Here is a 16,743-nt window from a genome sequence, read left to right as displayed (position 1 = left end):
CGTAACGCCAATCAGGAGATTGGCTGTCCAAGGGTGCGTAGAGCGCTGGCGCTAACTCTACGCACAGCCGAACTAACAGCTACAGCGTTGCTCAAAAGACCTTGTAGTGTCCGAAGGTCCTACGAGCATCTACGCCAACTTCCGTTTCAGCACCCTTTTCAGAAAATCAACCTTAAAATGCATCAAACAAGAAAGGCTTACCAAACTGGTAAGCCTTTCTTGTTTGATAACAGAAGTTGCGCTCTACAGCAGGAACGATGGTTTATCCAGACGTTTGGAAATGCGGTAAGCGGCGTTAAGTAAACCCACGTGGCTGTACGCCTGCGGGAAGTTTCCCCATTGGCTACCGTCTTTGGAGTCTACGTCTTCGCTGAGCAAGCCCAAATGGTTCGTGTACTGCAAGATGTTTTCAAACTCAGCGGTAGCTTCCTCCACGCGGCCCACGCAGGCCAGCGCCTCAATGTACCAGAAGGCACAAATCAGGAAGGTGCTTTGCGGCACCCCGAAGTCATCGGCGTGTTTGTAGCGGTAGAAAAGTCCTTCGGGGGTTTTGAGTTCTTTCTCCATGGCCTCCAGGTGCGTTTTGGCTCTTTCAGAAGCCGGGTCCAGGTAGTGCATCATAATGAGCTGCAGGGTACTGGCGTCCATGTGGTTTTTCCCGATGGCCTGCGTGTACACGCCCTGTGCAGGGTCAAAGCACTCCTCTATTTTAGCGGCGGCTTCTTCCATGAGTTTGGTAGCTAACTGACCCAGTTCTTCGTCGCCCATGTAGCGGGCAGCGCTGGCCGCCGCTGAGGCTCCGGCCCAATGGAACAGGTAGGTGTAGCAATGGTACTGCGCGAAATCCCGGAACTCCCACAAACCGGCATCGGGCTCATGCATGGTGTCGCGTATTTTGTACAGCGTCTTGTAGATGAGTTTCTGCGATTCTATGCGCTCAGCATCATTGAAACGGCGGTCTACATAGAGCGGGAGCAAGGCTACCAGAATCTGACCGTACACATCGTTCTGAATGTGCGTGTAGGCATCGTTCCCTATGCGCACCGGTTTGTTGCCCAGGTAGCCGTCCAGTTCCAATTCTATCTCCGTCAACTTGCTCTGCGCACTGATGGAGTAGAGCGGCTGGTAGCGTTGGGTATCTTTGGCCGTGATGTTAGCGATGAAGTGGAAGTACCGCTCCATTTCCTCAAAGTGCCCGATGTTGTTGAAGGCATTGAGGATGTAATACGTGTCGCGCATCCAGCAGAAGCGGTAATCCCAGTTGCGGCCGCTGCCGGGGTGTTCCGGTAAACTGGTAGTAGGCGACGCGATGATGGCGCCGGTATCTTCGTACTGGTGTATCTTCAAGGCCAAGGCCGAACGAATCACCTGCTCCTGGAAGAAGTTGCTGATGCTGGTGTTCTTCACCCACATGCGCCAGTAGCGGGTGGTCTGCCGCAGGAATTCCTCAGAAGTGCTTTCCAGATTGGCCTCCAACGGTGCGCCGTAGGTCACCACAAAATACAGTGTCTCATTCAAGACGAAAGGGCGGTCTTCCAGAATATAGCTCAGGGAGGCATTGGTGGTGAGGCGCACTTCCTCGTCCAGTCCTAAAAACGCGATGTGGTTGCTGCTGCGACGGCGCTTTAGCTCCAGTTGCCCGTAGTTTCCCACCGGTTGGCAAATAGCTTTGATGCGCGGTGAACCGGACATCGGCTCCACTTTCCTGATGAGCATCAAGGGCTTGTAGTAGCGCTGGTGCTGCCTAAAACGGGGGGCAAAATCTGTGACGCGGTAAGAACCATCCTGACAGGTGATTTCGGTGCACAGAATGTTGGTGTTCTCTACGTAGTATTGGTGGGACGTGAAGTCCTCGGCATCAGGCTTCAGGGAAAATTCCCCGCCTTTTTGCCGGTCCATCATGGGGCCGAATACAAAACTGCTGTCAAAACGAGGCCAGCACAGCCATTCAATATTGGTGTCTTTGTGGATGAGGGCCAGATAGGCGCAGTTGCCAATCAACCCCATGTCATAGGTATGTTTCGCCATACGGATTCTACGGATAGGTGAAGTTCCAGGGAATGTCTGAAATTACATGTACCGTATTAGACGTATAGAGGTTTCTTAATTTTTCTGGACCACGGAGATTGGCTCCGTTTCAGGTCTATTTTCTGGGAAACAGACCTGAAACTGCTGAACTTCAAAAACAATTTATTAGAATAGGTTTCCGGAGAGAACTTGGTTTTATAAAGAAACAGAAGCTATCTGCTCCACAATGCTCGCAAAATATGGCCGGTTCTGCACCTGGGGTTGCATGCACTCGTGTTTCAATTGAAGAAGCTGTTGCGCCCGTTCCTGCATCTTATCTTGGGGCGTAAGGTGGTCCAGCAAATCTTCCAGCAAACACCCAAAAGCCCGCACCTCCAGTTTTTCTAATGCCAAGGCCAATGCAGTGTTGTTCCGGTCATACACTGTTGCCGCGCCAAAATCTCCGAAGAGCGGATGACCTGTTTCATCTACCAAGGTGTTGTGCGCATAAAGGTCGCCGTGCGAGATGCCGCGGGCGTGCAAGTGCGCGGCGGCGGAAGCAATGCCTGACGAGATGCTGATAGCTTCTTCCAGGGTGAAAACCGTGTCCTCAGCATAAACATCACGGGTGCAGGATTCAAAGCTGGGGGAGCCTCCCAGGTTGCGGTATCCGGCCGGAATCAACTCAAAAACAAGACCTTGCTTTTGGGCCGGGTGTTGGCTGAGCTTTCCCAATACCTGCACCAAGTTGGGGTGGGCGCCGGCAAGCAGCGTGGCCTGCATCTCGTCCTCGGGCAAACCATCGCTGGTTACTTCACCTTTGAATACTTTGACGGCTACCTGTTGACTGGATTTGGCCTGATTTCGCCAAATCGCCCGTGAAATGATGCCGGAGGCACCTTGACCTAATTCTTCTTCCAAGGTCAAATCGCTCCAGGGCACTTCGGGCAAATCTGCTATTACCTGCTGGTGCTGGGTGCAGGGATTACCCGAAATAGCCAGCCAGGACAAACGCGGTAAAGCGAATAACCACTCCGGAAGTGCTGTAAGCTCATTTGCTGAGATGCGCAACAACTCCAGGTTCTGGCAAGTAGCCATTTCCTCAGGCAGCTGTTTCAACTTGTTTCCGGCCAGCATCAGTTTTTGCATGTGAGCACATTTCCCAATGGAAGCGGGTAATTCTGCAATCTGGTTATTGGTCAAAATAAGCCAGCGGGTGGTGTGCGGAATGGCATCCTCGGCTATGTGGTTAATCTTACAGGCTTTGAAACCAATCATCTCCAGACGGGGAAGTTTGCCCAGCACCTGGGGGAAAACGGTGAAGTCGTTATCTGAGAAAAATGCGATGCGCAGATTCTGCAAGCGGGTAAAATCCTCGGGCAGGCTGGTCAGGTGGTTACCGGAAAGGTCTAGGATTTCAAGCGTTTCGGCTAAGTCAAATATTTCGGAGGGGACTTCGGTTAATCCGCAGGAAAGTTTCACTCTGGTAGCGCCTGCCAGTTCACCGGCCTGTAATTGTTCTAAGGTGTGCATGAAAACAGAAGATATACGGCCGTGAAGGTAGCCATTGCGGTTGGATGTCTTTTGCCTTTAAGAGAAGATTTCTGGACAATTGTATATTCAGTAGCTTTTAATTTTCCTCGCTCGCCTCTGGCGAGTGTGAGCTACCTCCGGCCTCTGGCCGCTTGTTGGGCTATTCTTAATGTTATACAAGCGGCGGGACGCCGCAGGTAGCTCACACTCGCCAGAGGCGAGCGAGGGAACAAGGCTGTCTAAATTATTCATAAGTAGGTACATATAATAGTAACCATTGGGAAACTTTTCAGGGAGGTGGATTGGTTTTACTCATGAAGCAGACGTTTTCTCGTTACTTTTAGGAAACTACCTTAAAAAAAGGAACTCCCTAATTGAGATTACGTTAATGCTTTAGATTTTTTGTTGGTAGAAGCGTAACGAAAGGCAGGGAAACCTGCTGATTTTTAATTGTTAAACTCTACTAAATTGATAGGAAAACTTGATTTGTAAAATTCGGCCCCTATCTTTGCGTCATCTTTTAAAAACAGCCAGATAAAGACTACATGGTCTATTCATCTTACATAATGCGAATGCGTTTCTGCTGTTGCAGCACCTGCTGCTGTTGTTGCTAATCCTTAGCAATCAACCAAATTCTATTGCCTAGACGGCACCCCATAAATTCAATTTCTTTTTCAAACGTATTTTCTTGCCATGGCCTCTTCTTCACAAGAGCATGTGTCTCAACTTATACAAGAGACAGAAGGCTTAACCATAGACCAGACTTTCGCGCTGCTGGTGAGCCGTTACCCCAATGAGGTGACGTTCTCTTCCAGCTTCAGCTTTGAGGACCAGGTGATTTCTCACCACATCCTTGAAAACCAGTTCCCCATCAGCATTTTCACGTTAGACACCGGCCGCCTTTTCCCTGAGACGTACTCGGTATGGAGCCGGACCAATGAGGCATACAACACCCGTATCAAGCCTTATTATCCTAACAATGAGCAGCTGGAGGAGTTTGTGTCCTCTACCGGTCCTAACTCCTTTTATGAGTCTACCCAGAACCGCAAAGACTGCTGCCACATCAGAAAAGTGGAGCCGTTGAAACGCGCGCTGGCAGGCAACGCCGTCTGGATTACCGGCCTAAGAGCCGAGCATTCCCAGGGCCGCAGTGACTTGCCTAAGTTTGAGTGGGACGAAGGAAACAAGCTCATCAAGTTCCACCCGCTGCTGTACTGGACCACTGAGGAAGTGATGGCGTTCATCAAACAGAACAACATTCCTTACAACAAACTGCACGACAAAGGCTTTATCAGCATCGGCTGCGCCCCTTGTACCCGCGCCATCCAGCCGGGCGAAGATTTCCGGGCCGGGCGTTGGTGGTGGGAAGACGCCAGCAAAAAAGAATGCGGTTTGCACGTGACCGAGCAGGAGCCGGGGGTAGCCAACTCATTAGCCAAAATTGTTTAGATAGCATTTACAGATTATGTCAGCATATAAATTAGATTACCTGGACCAGCTTGAATCAGAAGCGATTCACATCTTCAGGGAAGTAGCAGGTCAGTTTGAGCGCCCCGCGCTGTTGTTCTCCGGCGGAAAAGACTCTATTGTGTTGGTGCATTTGGCCTTGAAAGCCTTTAGACCTGGCAAGTTCCCTTTCCCGCTGGTGCACATTGACACCGGCCATAATTTCGAGGAAGCCTTAGACTTCAGAGATTACCTGGCCGAAAAAATTGGCGAGAAGCTGATTGTGCGCAACGTGGAAGACACCATCAAAGCCAAAGGCCTCACCGAGCAAAAAGGCAAATTGCCAAGCCGCAACGGGTTGCAGACCTACACCTTGCTGGACACCATTGAGGAGTTTGAGTTTGATGCTTGTATTGGTGGTGCCCGCCGTGACGAAGAGAAAGCCCGCGCCAAAGAGCGCATTTTCTCCGTGCGTGACGAGTTCGGTTCTTGGGATCCTAAGTTGCAGCGTCCTGAGCTGTGGAACACCTACAACGGCAAAATCAACAAAGGCGAAAACGTGCGCGTGTTCCCTATCAGTAACTGGACTGAGCTGGACATCTGGAACTACATCCGTCGCGAGAAAATTGAGTTGCCGTCCATCTACTTCGCCCATGAGCGCGAGGTGCTGGAGTTTGATGGCCGCCTGGTTGCCACCAATGAGTTTGTAACGCTTGACCACCATGATGTGGTGACCCGCAAAGTGGTTCGTTACCGCACCGTAGGCGACATGACCTGTACTGCCGCCGTAGAGTCCAGCGCTTCTACCCTGGATGACATCATCAACGAGATTATCGCTACCAACACCAGCGAACGCGGCCAGACCCGCATTGATGACCGTGTTTCCGAGGCCGCTATGGAAGACCGCAAGAAAAACGGCTACTTCTAAGGAATTGAATGATTGAGAGATGGGAGTGAATGAGAGAATTGTTCGGCTCCGCCTCATGAAAGTGAAAAAAGTAATTGTATCGGCGTAGCCGAAAGATATAGAAAGAGAAGCTTGGTGAAGAATCCATTGTTTTATAGCTGATTTTCTAAAACAGCATCCAAACAGACTCAGCACTCAAGACTCAGAACTCATTTGAAATGGATATTCTAAGATTTTTAACCGCCGGTAGCGTAGACGATGGCAAGAGTACTTTGATTGGACGTTTGTTGTATGACAGCAAATCCATCATGGTAGACCAACTGGAGGCCATTGAGCGAAGCACCAAGAACCGCGAAGAAGGCCAGGTGGACTTAGCTTTGTTAACTGACGGTTTACGCGCTGAGCGGGAGCAAGGCATCACTATTGACGTGGCCTACAAATACTTCTCTACGCCTAAGCGCAAGTTCATCATCGCTGATACGCCAGGCCACATCCAGTACACCCGCAACATGGTGACCGGCGCGTCTAACTCAGACTTGGCTATCATTCTTATTGATGCCCGTCATGGGGTAGTAGAGCAAACCCGCCGTCACTCCATCATTGTGTCTTTGCTGAACCTTCCGCACGTGGTGGTAGCCATTAACAAGATGGACTTGGTGAAGTACTCAGAGGAAGTCTACAACAACATCGTGATTGACTACTCACAGGTGGCAAAATCTCTGGGCTTGAAGGATGTGACCTATATTCCCATCAGTGCCCTTAATGGCGACAACATTGTGGAGAAATCTACTTCCATGCCGTGGTATGAAGGCGAGTCTCTTTTGAGCGTGCTGGAAACCGTGGAAGTACACGAAGATATTAACCTTACTGAAGGCCGTTTCCCGGTGCAGTACGTGATTCGTCCTCAGACTGAGGAATTGCCTGATTACCGTGGGTACGCCGGCAAAATCATCAGCGGCATTTACCGCAAGGGTGACAAAGTAGTGGTGCAGCCATCCGGCGTAGAAAGCACTATCTCTGCCGTGGAAGTAGGCGGCGAGGAAGTGGAAGAAGCCTTCGCTCCGCAGAGCGCCATCCTGCACCTGAAAGACGACGTGGACATTAGCCGCGGCGATTCTATTGTAAAGCAGGACGCTCCGGTACAGGTGGCTCAGGAGTTTGAAGTAGTGCTGTGCTGGATGAGCAACACGCCACTGGTGCCTCGTAACCGCTACCTGTTGCAAATCAACAGCCGCACCGTGCGCTGCGTGGTGAAAGAACTAGAGTACAAACTGAATGTGAATTCACTGGAAAAAGAACTTTCTCCGGTTTCGGCGGGTCTTAACGATGTAGTGAAGGCCACCATCAAAACAGCCTCGCCGATTGCCTTTGATTCTTACAGGAGACTTAGAGCCAACGGTGGTGCCATCTTGATTGATGAAACCAGCAATGTAACGGTAGGAGCCTGCATGATTTCTACCGAAGCCACTGAGAAGCCTTTCTGGCCTGAAATCTAGAAAACGGGCCTAAAGCAGAATACCCAAACACCAAGCCCGAATCTCCTTCGCCGGAGGTTCGGGAACAAGATAATTAAACCATGCAAGCAGCGCCACAGAAAGGAAAAGTAATCATAGCAGGAGCCGGTCCCGGTGACCCTGATTTGATTACCGTGAAGACGGTAAAAGCGTTGCGGCAGGCTGAGGTGATTCTGGTGGACCGGTTGGTGAGTGCCGAAATCCTGCAAAGCTATGCAGCTTCTTCTGCCGAGGTCGTGTACGTGGGCAAGCAGTGCCGCAGCCATGGCACCACTCCTCAAGCCACTATCAATGAATTACTGGTAGAATATGCGTTGCAAGGTAAACAGGTACTTCGGCTGAAAGGCGGAGACGTGTCTATTTTCTCCAATGTGCTGGATGAACTGCAAAGCCTGGTAGCCAACGAGATTGAGTACGAAATCATCCCGGGCATCACCGCAGCCTTGGGCGCGGCCGCTTATGCGGGAATCCCGCTAACGGCCCGGCAACACTCCACCGCCGTTCGTTTCCTCACTTTCTACACCTACAGCAAACTCACCGATGCCTATTGGCAGGAGTTGGCTCAGACCGAAGACACGCTGGTGTTTTACATGTCTAGTGAGCGGCTAGGGGAGGTAGTAGAGAAACTGACGCGCCACGGCATCTCAGAGGAGAAACAACTGGCGGTAGTAGAACAGGCCACCACGCCTTTGCAGCACGTGCAAACCAGCAGCCTGTATGAGTACGAAAAGAACCTGGGCGGAAAGACGTTTGTGTCGCCTTCGCTCGTGATTATAGGCAAAGTGGTGAACTTGCACCAAGAGTTCAAGTGGTTCACTAACAACCTAAGTAGAGAACATTACTTCAAGCCGGTTTCTGAACAAGTAGGCTTAGTACTTCAATAATATCAAAGCTATGTTAGCAGAAGCTAAATTAAAAACCTTCCTGGAACTGGTCCAGCAATCGTCTAAAGAGGAACAAATCTGGATGAGCGGCTACCTGGCGGGGGTTACTGCCTCACAGGGCGCAACGGCCTCGGCTCCCTCAACAGGCGCAGTGGCCGAAGTTCCTAAACCTTCGGTAGGAAAGATTACTATCGCCTATGGCACCGAGACCGGTAACTCCAAGCGTGTAGCTACTGATTTTGCGAGCAAAGCAAAGAAATCTGGGATCAATGCCAAAGTGGTCAGCTTAGACCAATACCGCCTGAACGACCTGGAGAAGGAAGAATATTTCTTAACCGTCATCAGTACGCAGGGAGAGGGAGACCCGCCCGCCGGTGCCCAAAAGTTCTACGACTATGTGCACCAAACCGACAAAAAGCTGCCCAAACTGAAGTACAGCGTGCTGGCATTGGGTGACACTGCCTACCCGCTGTTCTGCAAAGCCGGTGAAGACGTAGATGCCCAGTTACAACGTTTAGGCGGAAGTCCCTTGGTGCCTATCCAGAAGTGCGACGTAGATTACGAAGACGAGGCCAACGCCTGGTTCCAGAGCGTGTTGCAGTCCCTAAACCAGACAGCTTCTCCGGCTTCAGCCCCGGCTGCCGCTGCTGCTCCCGCCAAAAAAGCAGGCAAGAAAATCTATAACGGCACCATCCTGACCAACATCGTTCTAAACGACATTGGGTCAAACAAACTCACGCACCACATTGAGATTGAGGCCGAGGATTTAGCCTACGAACCTGGCGACGCTTTGGGCGTGGTTCCTAAAAACCGTCCGTTTACCATTGAGGCTATCCTGAAAGTAACTGGCATCTCGCCAGATGAGAAAGTGCTGCACCGCAACAGCGAATCAACCGTACGCGAGCTGCTGCACGATAAACTGAACATCACGTTTTTGCCGGAGCGCGTAGTAAAGAAATATGCCGAGGTGGTAGAGCAGGACATTCCGGCTACCCGCATTGATTTGCTGGACCTTTTGAGAATCTACCCGGTGAAAGATGCTGAGCAGTTCAAAGAAGTGTTACAGATTCTGGAGCCCATCGCCCCAAGATTGTATTCCATTTCCTCTTCTTTGGAAGCGCATTCTGGTGAAATTCATGTGACGGTGGCCAGAGACGAGTTCAGAATCAACGAAGAGTTGCTGTGCGGCCATTGCTCAGATTATTTGTCAGAGCAGAAAGAAGGTCAGCCGCTGGAGTTCTACATCCACAAAAACAGCCAGTTCAAATTACCGGCGGCTGACAAGGACGTGATTATGATTGGACCGGGTACCGGTGTGGCACCTTTCCGTTCTTTCCTGGCGGAACGTGATGCTACTGGAGCCGATGGCCGCAACTGGCTGTTCTTCGGAGACCAGCACTTCGCCACCGACTTCCTGTACCAGACGGAGATTCAGAACTGGTACGAGACCGGCACGTTGACCAGATTTAACGCCGCCTTCTCCCGTGACCAACAGGAGAAAGTGTACGTGCAGCACAAGATGCTGGAAAACGCGACTGAGTTCTACCAATGGTTAACCTCCGGAGCGTACGTGTATGTGTGTGGCGCCAAAGAACCCATGAGCGTAGACGTAGAAAACACGCTGTTGCAAATCATCGGCTTAGGTGCTGGTTCTTCCCCAGAAGAAGCTGCCGTGTACCTGGAGCAAATGAAAGAAGAAGGTCGCTATTTAAAAGACGTTTATTAATGTCCATGCTTCAAGTTTTCAACTTGGAGCAACCATTAGGCAAGTTTGCAACTTGCGTGACTGCCTTTCTAGAATGCGTGCAACGCAAGTTGCAAACTTGTGGTATTTAAATGCTTCTGTTTCAAAGCCGTTTCCTCAGAAACAGCCTTGAAACAGAAAACCAGAATTCAACAGGAGCAATCCTGTCAAAATAAACACCAGTTACCATGTCAACTGAGAAAAAGAATTTATCTCCTATAGAGAAAATAAAAGAGGTGAGCCAGGGCTTGCGCGGCACGCTGAAGGAAAGCCTGAAAGACGAAATCACGGGGGCCATTCGCGAGGATGATACGGCGCTGGTGAAGTTCCACGGCATGTACATGCAGGACGACCGGGACCGCCGCGAAGACCGTGCCGCCAAGAAACTGGAACGGCTGTTTTCCTTCATGATCCGGTTGCGCTTGCCGGGTGGTTTCATGACCCCTGCGCAGTATATCGCCACGCACAATATCGCGGGTGAGAACTCTACCGGCGTGATCAAGATCACCACGCGGCAGACCCTGCAGTTGCATGGCATCGTGAAAACCAAAACCAAACCTACCATCAAAGCCTTCAACCTGGCTGGTTTGGATTCTATTGCGGCCTGCGGCGATGTGAACCGGAACGTGGTTTCCAGCGCTAACCCGCTGGAATCGCCGTTGCACGAGCGCATTTACCAGTACGCTGATAGAATTAGTGAGTACCTGTTGCCTAAAACCCGGTCTTACTATGACGTGTGGCTGGACGACGAGAAAATCTATGACAAAGTAGAGGAAGAAGACCCGTTGTACCAAGACCGTTACCTGCCCCGCAAGTTCAAGATTGGTCTCGTGATTCCGCCTAACAATGATTCTGATGTGTTCGCCCAAGATTTGGGGATGATCGCCATCATTGAGAACGATGAACTGAAAGGCTTCAACCTGGCCGTTGGCGGTGGTTTGTCCTTCACCCACGGAAACGCCGAAACGTATCCGCGTCTGGCTACTGAAATCGGGTATGTGAGCACCGAAGAGTCTGATGAGAAGCTGTTCAAAGCCGTGTACGAAGTGTTGACTGTGCAGCGTGACTTCGGGAACCGGGCTGACCGTAAACTGGCCCGCCTGAAGTACACCGTAGACAACATGGGGCTTGACGTTTTTAGGGCAGAAGTGGAAAAACGCACTGGATTCGCGTTGGAGCCAGCCCGCGCTTATGAGCTGAAAACCCGGGTAGATCATTACGGTTGGGCCACGAGTTACAACGGTCTACTGCATTACACGGTGTTCGTGGAAAACGGCCGCATCACAGACCTGGACAATGTAGCCTTGAAAACGGCTTTGTTGGAGGTAGCTCAGACGGGCAAAGCCAACTTCCGGTTCACTTGTAACCAGAACGTGATCCTGAGCGACATCACGCCAGAAAATAGAGCCGAAATTGAGCAGATTCTGATAAAACACAACGTCATCGTGCACACGGAGGCGGCTTCCCCGCTTCGCAAAAACGCGATTGCCTGTGTGGCCCTTCCTACCTGTCCGTTGGCTCTAGCGGAAGCACAGCGCTACCTGCCAACTTTGATCACGAAGATTGACGGTGTTCTGGCAAACCACGGGCTGCAGGATGAGGAAATCATCATTAGAATGACGGGTTGCCCCAATGGTTGCGGCCGCTCGGTTCTTTCGGAGATTGGTTTTATAGGAACTGCTCCCGGCCGCTATAACCTGAACCTGGGAGGAGATGAGCAAGGTTATCGTCTGAACAAACTCTACAAAGAGAACCTGAATGAAGCCGAGATTCTGCAAGAGTTGGATGTTGCTTTCGCGGCTTTCAAGCAGCAGAGAATCCCAGGCGAGCGCTTCGGCGATTTCGCGTACCGTACGCTGCTGAATTAAGGTTTAGCTACCGGTTTTGGTAAAAGGCTAAGGGCGGTTATTTACTTTTAAAATTCAGAAATTGGAAGAACAAGTTTAAGGGCTACTTTTTAGAAAGTGGCCCTTAAACTTGAATTTAAATTCTGAAACCTGATAGAGTTACTAGAGATTGCATTATATTTGATTAAAGATATATTCTGGTTCCTTCCAAAGAAACTAAAAAATGACTCCAGCTACTGTCACCAAAGAACAAAATAACCTGTTCCCCATCTTCCTGAAGCTGGAACAGATGCGCGTGCTGGTGGTAGGTGGGGGCAACATAGGCCTGGAGAAATTGACGGCGTTGCTGCAGAATTCTCCCAGGACCACTATCAAGGTAGTGGCCATCCAGTTCCATGAAGCGGTGCTGCAACTGGCGCAGGAGCATACTACCATCACGTTAGAAGCCAAAGCATTTACTCCCGAAGACCTGACAGGCGTTGATATTGTGATTGTGGCTGTGAACGACCGCGAAGCCAGTCGGGCCATTAGCCTGGAAGCCAAGCGCCAGGGCAAACTGGTGAACGTAGCCGACACACCCGATCTGTGCGATTTCTACCTGAGTTCTGTGGTGCGCAAAGGCAACCTCAAGATCGCCATCTCTACCAACGGCAAATCGCCCACCATGGCCAAGCGCCTGAAAGAGACGTTCAACGAGACGCTCCCCGAAGAACTGGACGAGGTACTGGATAACATGCAGTCCATCAGGAACCAGCTTTCCGGCGATTTCTCCGCCAAAGTGACCCAACTCAATGACATCACCAAAGTGCTAGCTGTCAAAGAACGAACCAATAATGCTCCCCAACGCAAGGAAAAGCCATGGAAACTGATTGCCTCGGGCGCAGCTCTGGCTTTCTTCTTTATGATTCTGGGACGTTTTGTGTTTTCGGCCATCACCATGGAGGAGGTATCTACCTACGTGGGTGGCATTGAACCTATCTTCTACTGGATGATCTTCGCCGGGTTTCTGGCCCAGATGGTAGACGGAGCGCTAGGCATGGGCTACGGCGTGACCAGTACCACGGTATTGCTTTCGTTGGGCGTGAACCTGCCGGCCATTAGCGGGAGCATCCATACCGCCGAGATCTTTTCCAGCGGTATCTCAGGCTTCAGCCACTACAAATTCGGGAATGTGAACCGGAAACTGTTCAAGGTGCTGCTGGTGCCTGGCGTGCTGGGCGCCATTGCAGGGGCCTGGCTTCTGGCGAAAGTAGGGGAGGAGTACGCCAATTACGTTCGGCCTATTTTGGCGGCGTACACGCTGGTGCTGGGAGCCAGAATTATCTACACGGCCTTCAAGAAAAACAAAGAACGCAAGAAAATCAAGTTGGCCGGAGTGCTGGCCGGGGCCGGAGGTTTCCTGGATTCCTTCGGGGGCGGCGGTTGGGGACCTTTGGTCACCAGTACGCTCATAGCCAAGGGGCGTACACCCAGGTTTGTGATAGGCACGGTGAGCATTACGGAGTTCTTTGTGACCTTCGCCAGTGCCCTGACGTTTTTTGCTATGTTAGGCGTGAGTCACCTGCAGGTCATTGTAGGTTTGGTAGTGGGCGGCATGCTGGCAGCCCCCATTGCGGCTCGTCTGGCAGGGCGGCTGCCCATGAAAACCATGTTCATTGCCGTAGGCACCCTGGTGATTATCTGGAGCCTGCGTATCTTGCTGAAAGCTGTAGGGCTGTTCTAAGCGCCTGCTAAACCCGGAAGTCCGTTTGGGGCCTGTGTTCATTAAGCAGGCCCCAAACGGACTTCCGGGTTTTAGCTGTCTATAAGAGAAATGTAGGGGCAATCCCTTGTGGTGCCCTTACCTGCTCATTACCGTGAAGGGTGACCACAAGGATTGCCCCTACATTCTCGGCTTCTTCACACTGATAAATAGGTGCCAGCAACAGGGCTCTCCTTCTGAATTTCAGAATACCAAGCCGAGAAATGCTGCGAGATTTTCTGACCTTCAATGATAAACCCATCGTGGCCGTAGTTGGAGTCAATTTCCACGTAGGTGGCTTCTGGTAAGTGCTGGGCCAAGAATTGCTGCTCCTTTACCGGGCAGAGAATGTCACTGCTGATACCGATGATGAGCGTTTTCTGGGCTATTTTCTGCAAAACTGGCTCTAAACGACCACCTCGGCCGCGGGCCAGGTGATGGCTGTCCAGGGCTTTGGTCAAGCCCCAGTAGCTGTAGGCGTTGAAGCGGGCCACTAGTTTATCGCCCTGGTAGTTGAGGTAAGAAGAGACGCGGTAATTGTCCAGCTTCTCGGGATCGGGGTCGGTTTGGTTTTGGGCCAGTATCTGGAAGTTGCGGTAGGTGAGTATACCCAGGGCGCGAGCCGCTTTCAGGCCTTTGTCACCAGCGGTTGGGCTGGGTTCGCCCCAGGTGCCGTCAGCTTCCAGCATAAGACGCTGCGTGGTGTGAATGCCAATGCCCCAGGTGCTTTCAGCGGCGGCGGTAGCCAACAGGAACAGGTTCTCCACTACTTCCGGCTCGGCAACGGCCCACTCTAATACCTGAAAGCCACCACAGCTGCCTCCGGCTAGAATCTGGATTTTGGCCAGGCCTAAGTGCTCGCGCAGTAGGATGTGCGCCTTCACCATGTCTCTGATGGTGACCTGCGGAAAAGAAGTGTAATACGGTTGCTGCGTCTCGGGGTTGATGCTCAATGGGCCGGTGCTGCCGTAGCAGGAGCCCAGAATGTTGGCACAGACAATAAAATGTTGCTCAGGGTCAATGACCTTACTTTCCCCCACTATACCGCCCCACCAGTCCAACACATCAGAATTAGCGGTAAGTGCATGGCAAATCCAGACCACATTGCTTTTATTTGCGTTCAGAGTACCAAAGGTGTGGTACGCAATGGTGATTTCAGGAAGTATTTGCCCACCTTCTAATTCAAAAGGTTGGTTATATTGAAAATAATTCATGTAGTACCTTTATAACTTACAAAGTAAAGGCCTACAGACGTAAAACCGTAATAAAAATGATAAGAATTGAGATGAACCGCGTGAGCGGCGACTATGGCTTTGAGGCAAAGGACGCCAACGGACACGTCATCCACACAGATACCAGCCCAGAAACCGGCGGAATGAATTTTGGGGTACGTCCCATGCAAATGCTCCTGATGGCTTTGGGCGGATGCAGCGGCATTGACGTGGTCATGATTCTGAAGAAAAAACGCCAGGAAGTAACCGGCTTCAAAATGGATATTTCCGGCGAGCGCGAAACCGGCAAAGAGCCCTCCCTCTGGAAGAAAATACACGTGGTGTTTGAACTGCAGGGTGCCATTGACCAAGAGAAAGCTGAGCGCGCCTGTGAGCTTTCCATGGGTAAATACTGCTCCGTAGCGGAGACCTTGAGAAGAGCCGGAGCCGAGATTACCTGGGAAGCAAGGATTACTGCGTAAGAAGCCCAGAGCGCTGTACTATCGCGGCGTCTCACCGTAACGCCGTGGTTCTCTGCCGCAACTCAGCTTCAAACTTTCTATAAACCTCTTTCTGAGGTGTAGCAGGGCTTTTTCTTAATGGGGGGCGGTATCGTTTCATAGTACCACGGCGTTACGGTGAAACGCCGCTACAGGGCAGCGTTCTAAGAACGGTGGTAGGCAGCCCACCCATTAGCACATCAGCACATTCAAAAATTAGCACATTAACTCATGGAATACCATCCGCTTACCAAAGCCATAAGAATACAAACGGAGCGCACGAATGAGATGGAGCACTCCACCCCCATGTTCCTGACCAGCAGTTTCCAGTTTGACAACGCCGAGGACATGCGGGCGGCTTTCGCCGATGAAACCGATGATAACATCTACAGCCGGTTCAGCAACCCCACGGTGCAGGAATTCACCGATAAGATGTGCGCCCTGGAGGGTGCCGAAGCCGGGTACGCCACCGCCTCTGGCATGAGCGCGGTGTTTGCCTCGTTTATGGCGTTGCTGAAGGCGGGGGACCATCTATTGGCCTGTAACTCTATCTTCGGGAGCACGCATACCATTATCACCAAATACTTGCCCAAATACGGCATTGAGTACAGCTACGTACCCGCAGACAAGCCAGAGGAGTGGGAAGCGGCCATTCGACCGAACACCAAGATGCTCTACATTGAGACGCCTACTAACCCCGGTCTGGATATCATTGACCTGGAAGCGGCGGGCAAGCTCACCAAAAAGCACAACCTCATTTTCAACGTTGATAACTGCTTTGCCACACCCGTCAACCAGCGCCCCATTGAGTTTGGTGCTGATTTGATTGTGCACTCCGCTACCAAGTGGATTGATGGACAAGGCCGTGTACTGGGTGGTGTGGTGGTTGGCAAGAAAGAGTTAATCAAAGACATTTACCTGTTCTGCCGAAGCTCGGGTCCGGCTTTGTCGCCGTTTAATGCCTGGGTTCTCAGTAAGAGCCTGGAAACGCTGGATGTACGCATGGAACGCCACGCGGGCAATGCCCTTTCCATCGCCACCAAACTGCAAGACCATCCCAAACTGACCTGGGTGAAATATCCGTTCCTGCCCACGCACCCCAGCTATGAGGTCGCTAAAAAACAGATGAAAAACGGCGGCGGACTGTTCTGCTTCGAGCTGAAAGGTGGCCTGGAAAGCGGCCGTACGTTCCTGGACAGCCTGCAACTGATGTCGCTCACCGCTAACTTGGGAGATACCCGCAGCATCGCCTCACACCCCGCCAGCACTACCCACGCCAAACTCACCGAAGACGAACGCCAGGCCGTAGGCATCACGCCCGGCCTCATCAGAATCTCCGTAGGCCTGGAGTACGCCGATGATATCCTGAACGATATTCTGCAGGCGCTGGAGAAGTGCTAGCAGGGTAG

12 protein-coding genes are annotated in these 16,743 nt (G+C 51.5%); 9 read left to right on the top strand and 3 right to left on the bottom strand.

The window, feature by feature from the left end; genetic code table 11:
- Positions 1-243: 243 nt before the first annotated feature.
- On the bottom strand, positions 244-2,028 hold the full coding sequence (locus ACY0JR_RS10035; RefSeq protein ID WP_462633910.1) for a glycoside hydrolase family 15 protein: 1,785 nt from the start codon (positions 2,026-2,028) through the stop codon (positions 244-246).
- A 195-nt stretch (positions 2,029-2,223) separates the two neighbouring features.
- Positions 2,224-3,540 carry a leucine-rich repeat-containing protein kinase family protein gene (locus ACY0JR_RS10030; RefSeq protein WP_462633909.1) on the bottom strand — a complete coding sequence of 439 codons (1,317 nt, stop codon included), beginning with the start codon at positions 3,538-3,540 and terminating at the stop codon, positions 2,224-2,226.
- Between the two features lie 693 nt (positions 3,541-4,233).
- Between ACY0JR_RS10030 and ACY0JR_RS10025 the strand changes: the two genes are divergently transcribed.
- The 7 genes from ACY0JR_RS10025 (at position 4,234) to ACY0JR_RS09995 (ending at position 13,605) form a co-directional block, all read left to right on the top strand.
- Complete coding sequence (locus ACY0JR_RS10025) at positions 4,234-4,989, top strand: phosphoadenylyl-sulfate reductase (protein ID WP_462633907.1); 756 nt, start codon at positions 4,234-4,236, stop codon at positions 4,987-4,989.
- A gap of 16 nt (positions 4,990-5,005) precedes the next feature.
- Positions 5,006-5,914 (top strand): sulfate adenylyltransferase subunit CysD, encoded by a 909-nt coding sequence (cysD, locus tag ACY0JR_RS10020; RefSeq protein ID WP_462633906.1) that lies wholly within the window; start codon positions 5,006-5,008, stop codon positions 5,912-5,914.
- Positions 5,915-6,111: 197 nt separating this feature from the next.
- Positions 6,112-7,389 (top strand): sulfate adenylyltransferase subunit 1, encoded by a 1,278-nt coding sequence (locus ACY0JR_RS10015; protein WP_462633904.1) that lies wholly within the window; start codon positions 6,112-6,114, stop codon positions 7,387-7,389.
- A gap of 80 nt (positions 7,390-7,469) precedes the next feature.
- On the top strand, positions 7,470-8,291 hold the full coding sequence (gene cobA / locus ACY0JR_RS10010; RefSeq protein ID WP_462633903.1) for a uroporphyrinogen-III C-methyltransferase: 822 nt from the start codon (positions 7,470-7,472) through the stop codon (positions 8,289-8,291).
- A gap of 10 nt (positions 8,292-8,301) precedes the next feature.
- Complete coding sequence (locus tag ACY0JR_RS10005) at positions 8,302-10,017, top strand: diflavin oxidoreductase (protein WP_462633902.1); 1,716 nt, start codon at positions 8,302-8,304, stop codon at positions 10,015-10,017.
- 206 nt (positions 10,018-10,223) lie between these two features.
- Positions 10,224-11,903 carry an NADPH-dependent assimilatory sulfite reductase hemoprotein subunit gene (locus tag ACY0JR_RS10000; RefSeq protein ID WP_462633900.1) on the top strand — a complete coding sequence of 560 codons (1,680 nt, stop codon included), beginning with the start codon at positions 10,224-10,226 and terminating at the stop codon, positions 11,901-11,903.
- Between the two features lie 202 nt (positions 11,904-12,105).
- Positions 12,106-13,605, top strand: a complete 1,500-nt coding sequence (locus ACY0JR_RS09995; protein ID WP_462633898.1) for a TSUP family transporter — start codon at positions 12,106-12,108, stop codon at positions 13,603-13,605.
- Between the two features lie 176 nt (positions 13,606-13,781).
- Here the strand turns inward: ACY0JR_RS09995 and ACY0JR_RS09990 are convergent, their stop codons facing one another.
- The gene (locus ACY0JR_RS09990) at positions 13,782-14,837 is read right to left on the bottom strand and encodes a homoserine O-acetyltransferase family protein (protein WP_462633897.1); all 1,056 of its coding nucleotides are present in this window, start codon (positions 14,835-14,837) and stop codon (positions 13,782-13,784) included.
- Positions 14,838-14,893: 56 nt separating this feature from the next.
- Here ACY0JR_RS09990 and ACY0JR_RS09985 point away from each other — a divergent pair, with 56 nt between their 5' ends.
- Both ACY0JR_RS09985 and ACY0JR_RS09980 read left to right on the top strand, forming a co-directional pair.
- Positions 14,894-15,316 carry an OsmC family protein gene (locus ACY0JR_RS09985; protein WP_462633895.1) on the top strand — a complete coding sequence of 141 codons (423 nt, stop codon included), beginning with the start codon at positions 14,894-14,896 and terminating at the stop codon, positions 15,314-15,316.
- A 249-nt stretch (positions 15,317-15,565) separates the two neighbouring features.
- Positions 15,566-16,735 (top strand): trans-sulfuration enzyme family protein, encoded by a 1,170-nt coding sequence (locus ACY0JR_RS09980; protein ID WP_462633894.1) that lies wholly within the window; start codon positions 15,566-15,568, stop codon positions 16,733-16,735.
- The last annotated feature ends 8 nt before the right edge of the window (positions 16,736-16,743 follow it).

The sequence above is a fragment of the Rufibacter sp. JT3400010 genome (assembly GCF_054956755.1).
This window is presented reverse-complemented; position numbering and strand designations above follow the sequence as displayed.

Coding starts and splice junctions, on each gene's coding strand:
- ACY0JR_RS10035 (WP_462633910.1), bottom strand. CDS start 2,028: ATGGCGAAACATACCTATGACATGGGGTTGATTGGCAACTGCGCCTAT.
- ACY0JR_RS10030 (WP_462633909.1), bottom strand. CDS start 3,540: ATGCACACCTTAGAACAATTACAGGCCGGTGAACTGGCAGGCGCTACC.
- ACY0JR_RS10025 (WP_462633907.1), top strand. CDS start 4,234: ATGGCCTCTTCTTCACAAGAGCATGTGTCTCAACTTATACAAGAGACA.
- cysD (WP_462633906.1), top strand. CDS start 5,006: ATGTCAGCATATAAATTAGATTACCTGGACCAGCTTGAATCAGAAGCG.
- ACY0JR_RS10015 (WP_462633904.1), top strand. CDS start 6,112: ATGGATATTCTAAGATTTTTAACCGCCGGTAGCGTAGACGATGGCAAG.
- cobA (WP_462633903.1), top strand. CDS start 7,470: ATGCAAGCAGCGCCACAGAAAGGAAAAGTAATCATAGCAGGAGCCGGT.
- ACY0JR_RS10005 (WP_462633902.1), top strand. CDS start 8,302: ATGTTAGCAGAAGCTAAATTAAAAACCTTCCTGGAACTGGTCCAGCAA.
- ACY0JR_RS10000 (WP_462633900.1), top strand. CDS start 10,224: ATGTCAACTGAGAAAAAGAATTTATCTCCTATAGAGAAAATAAAAGAG.
- ACY0JR_RS09995 (WP_462633898.1), top strand. CDS start 12,106: ATGACTCCAGCTACTGTCACCAAAGAACAAAATAACCTGTTCCCCATC.
- ACY0JR_RS09990 (WP_462633897.1), bottom strand. CDS start 14,837: ATGAATTATTTTCAATATAACCAACCTTTTGAATTAGAAGGTGGGCAA.
- ACY0JR_RS09985 (WP_462633895.1), top strand. CDS start 14,894: ATGATAAGAATTGAGATGAACCGCGTGAGCGGCGACTATGGCTTTGAG.
- ACY0JR_RS09980 (WP_462633894.1), top strand. CDS start 15,566: ATGGAATACCATCCGCTTACCAAAGCCATAAGAATACAAACGGAGCGC.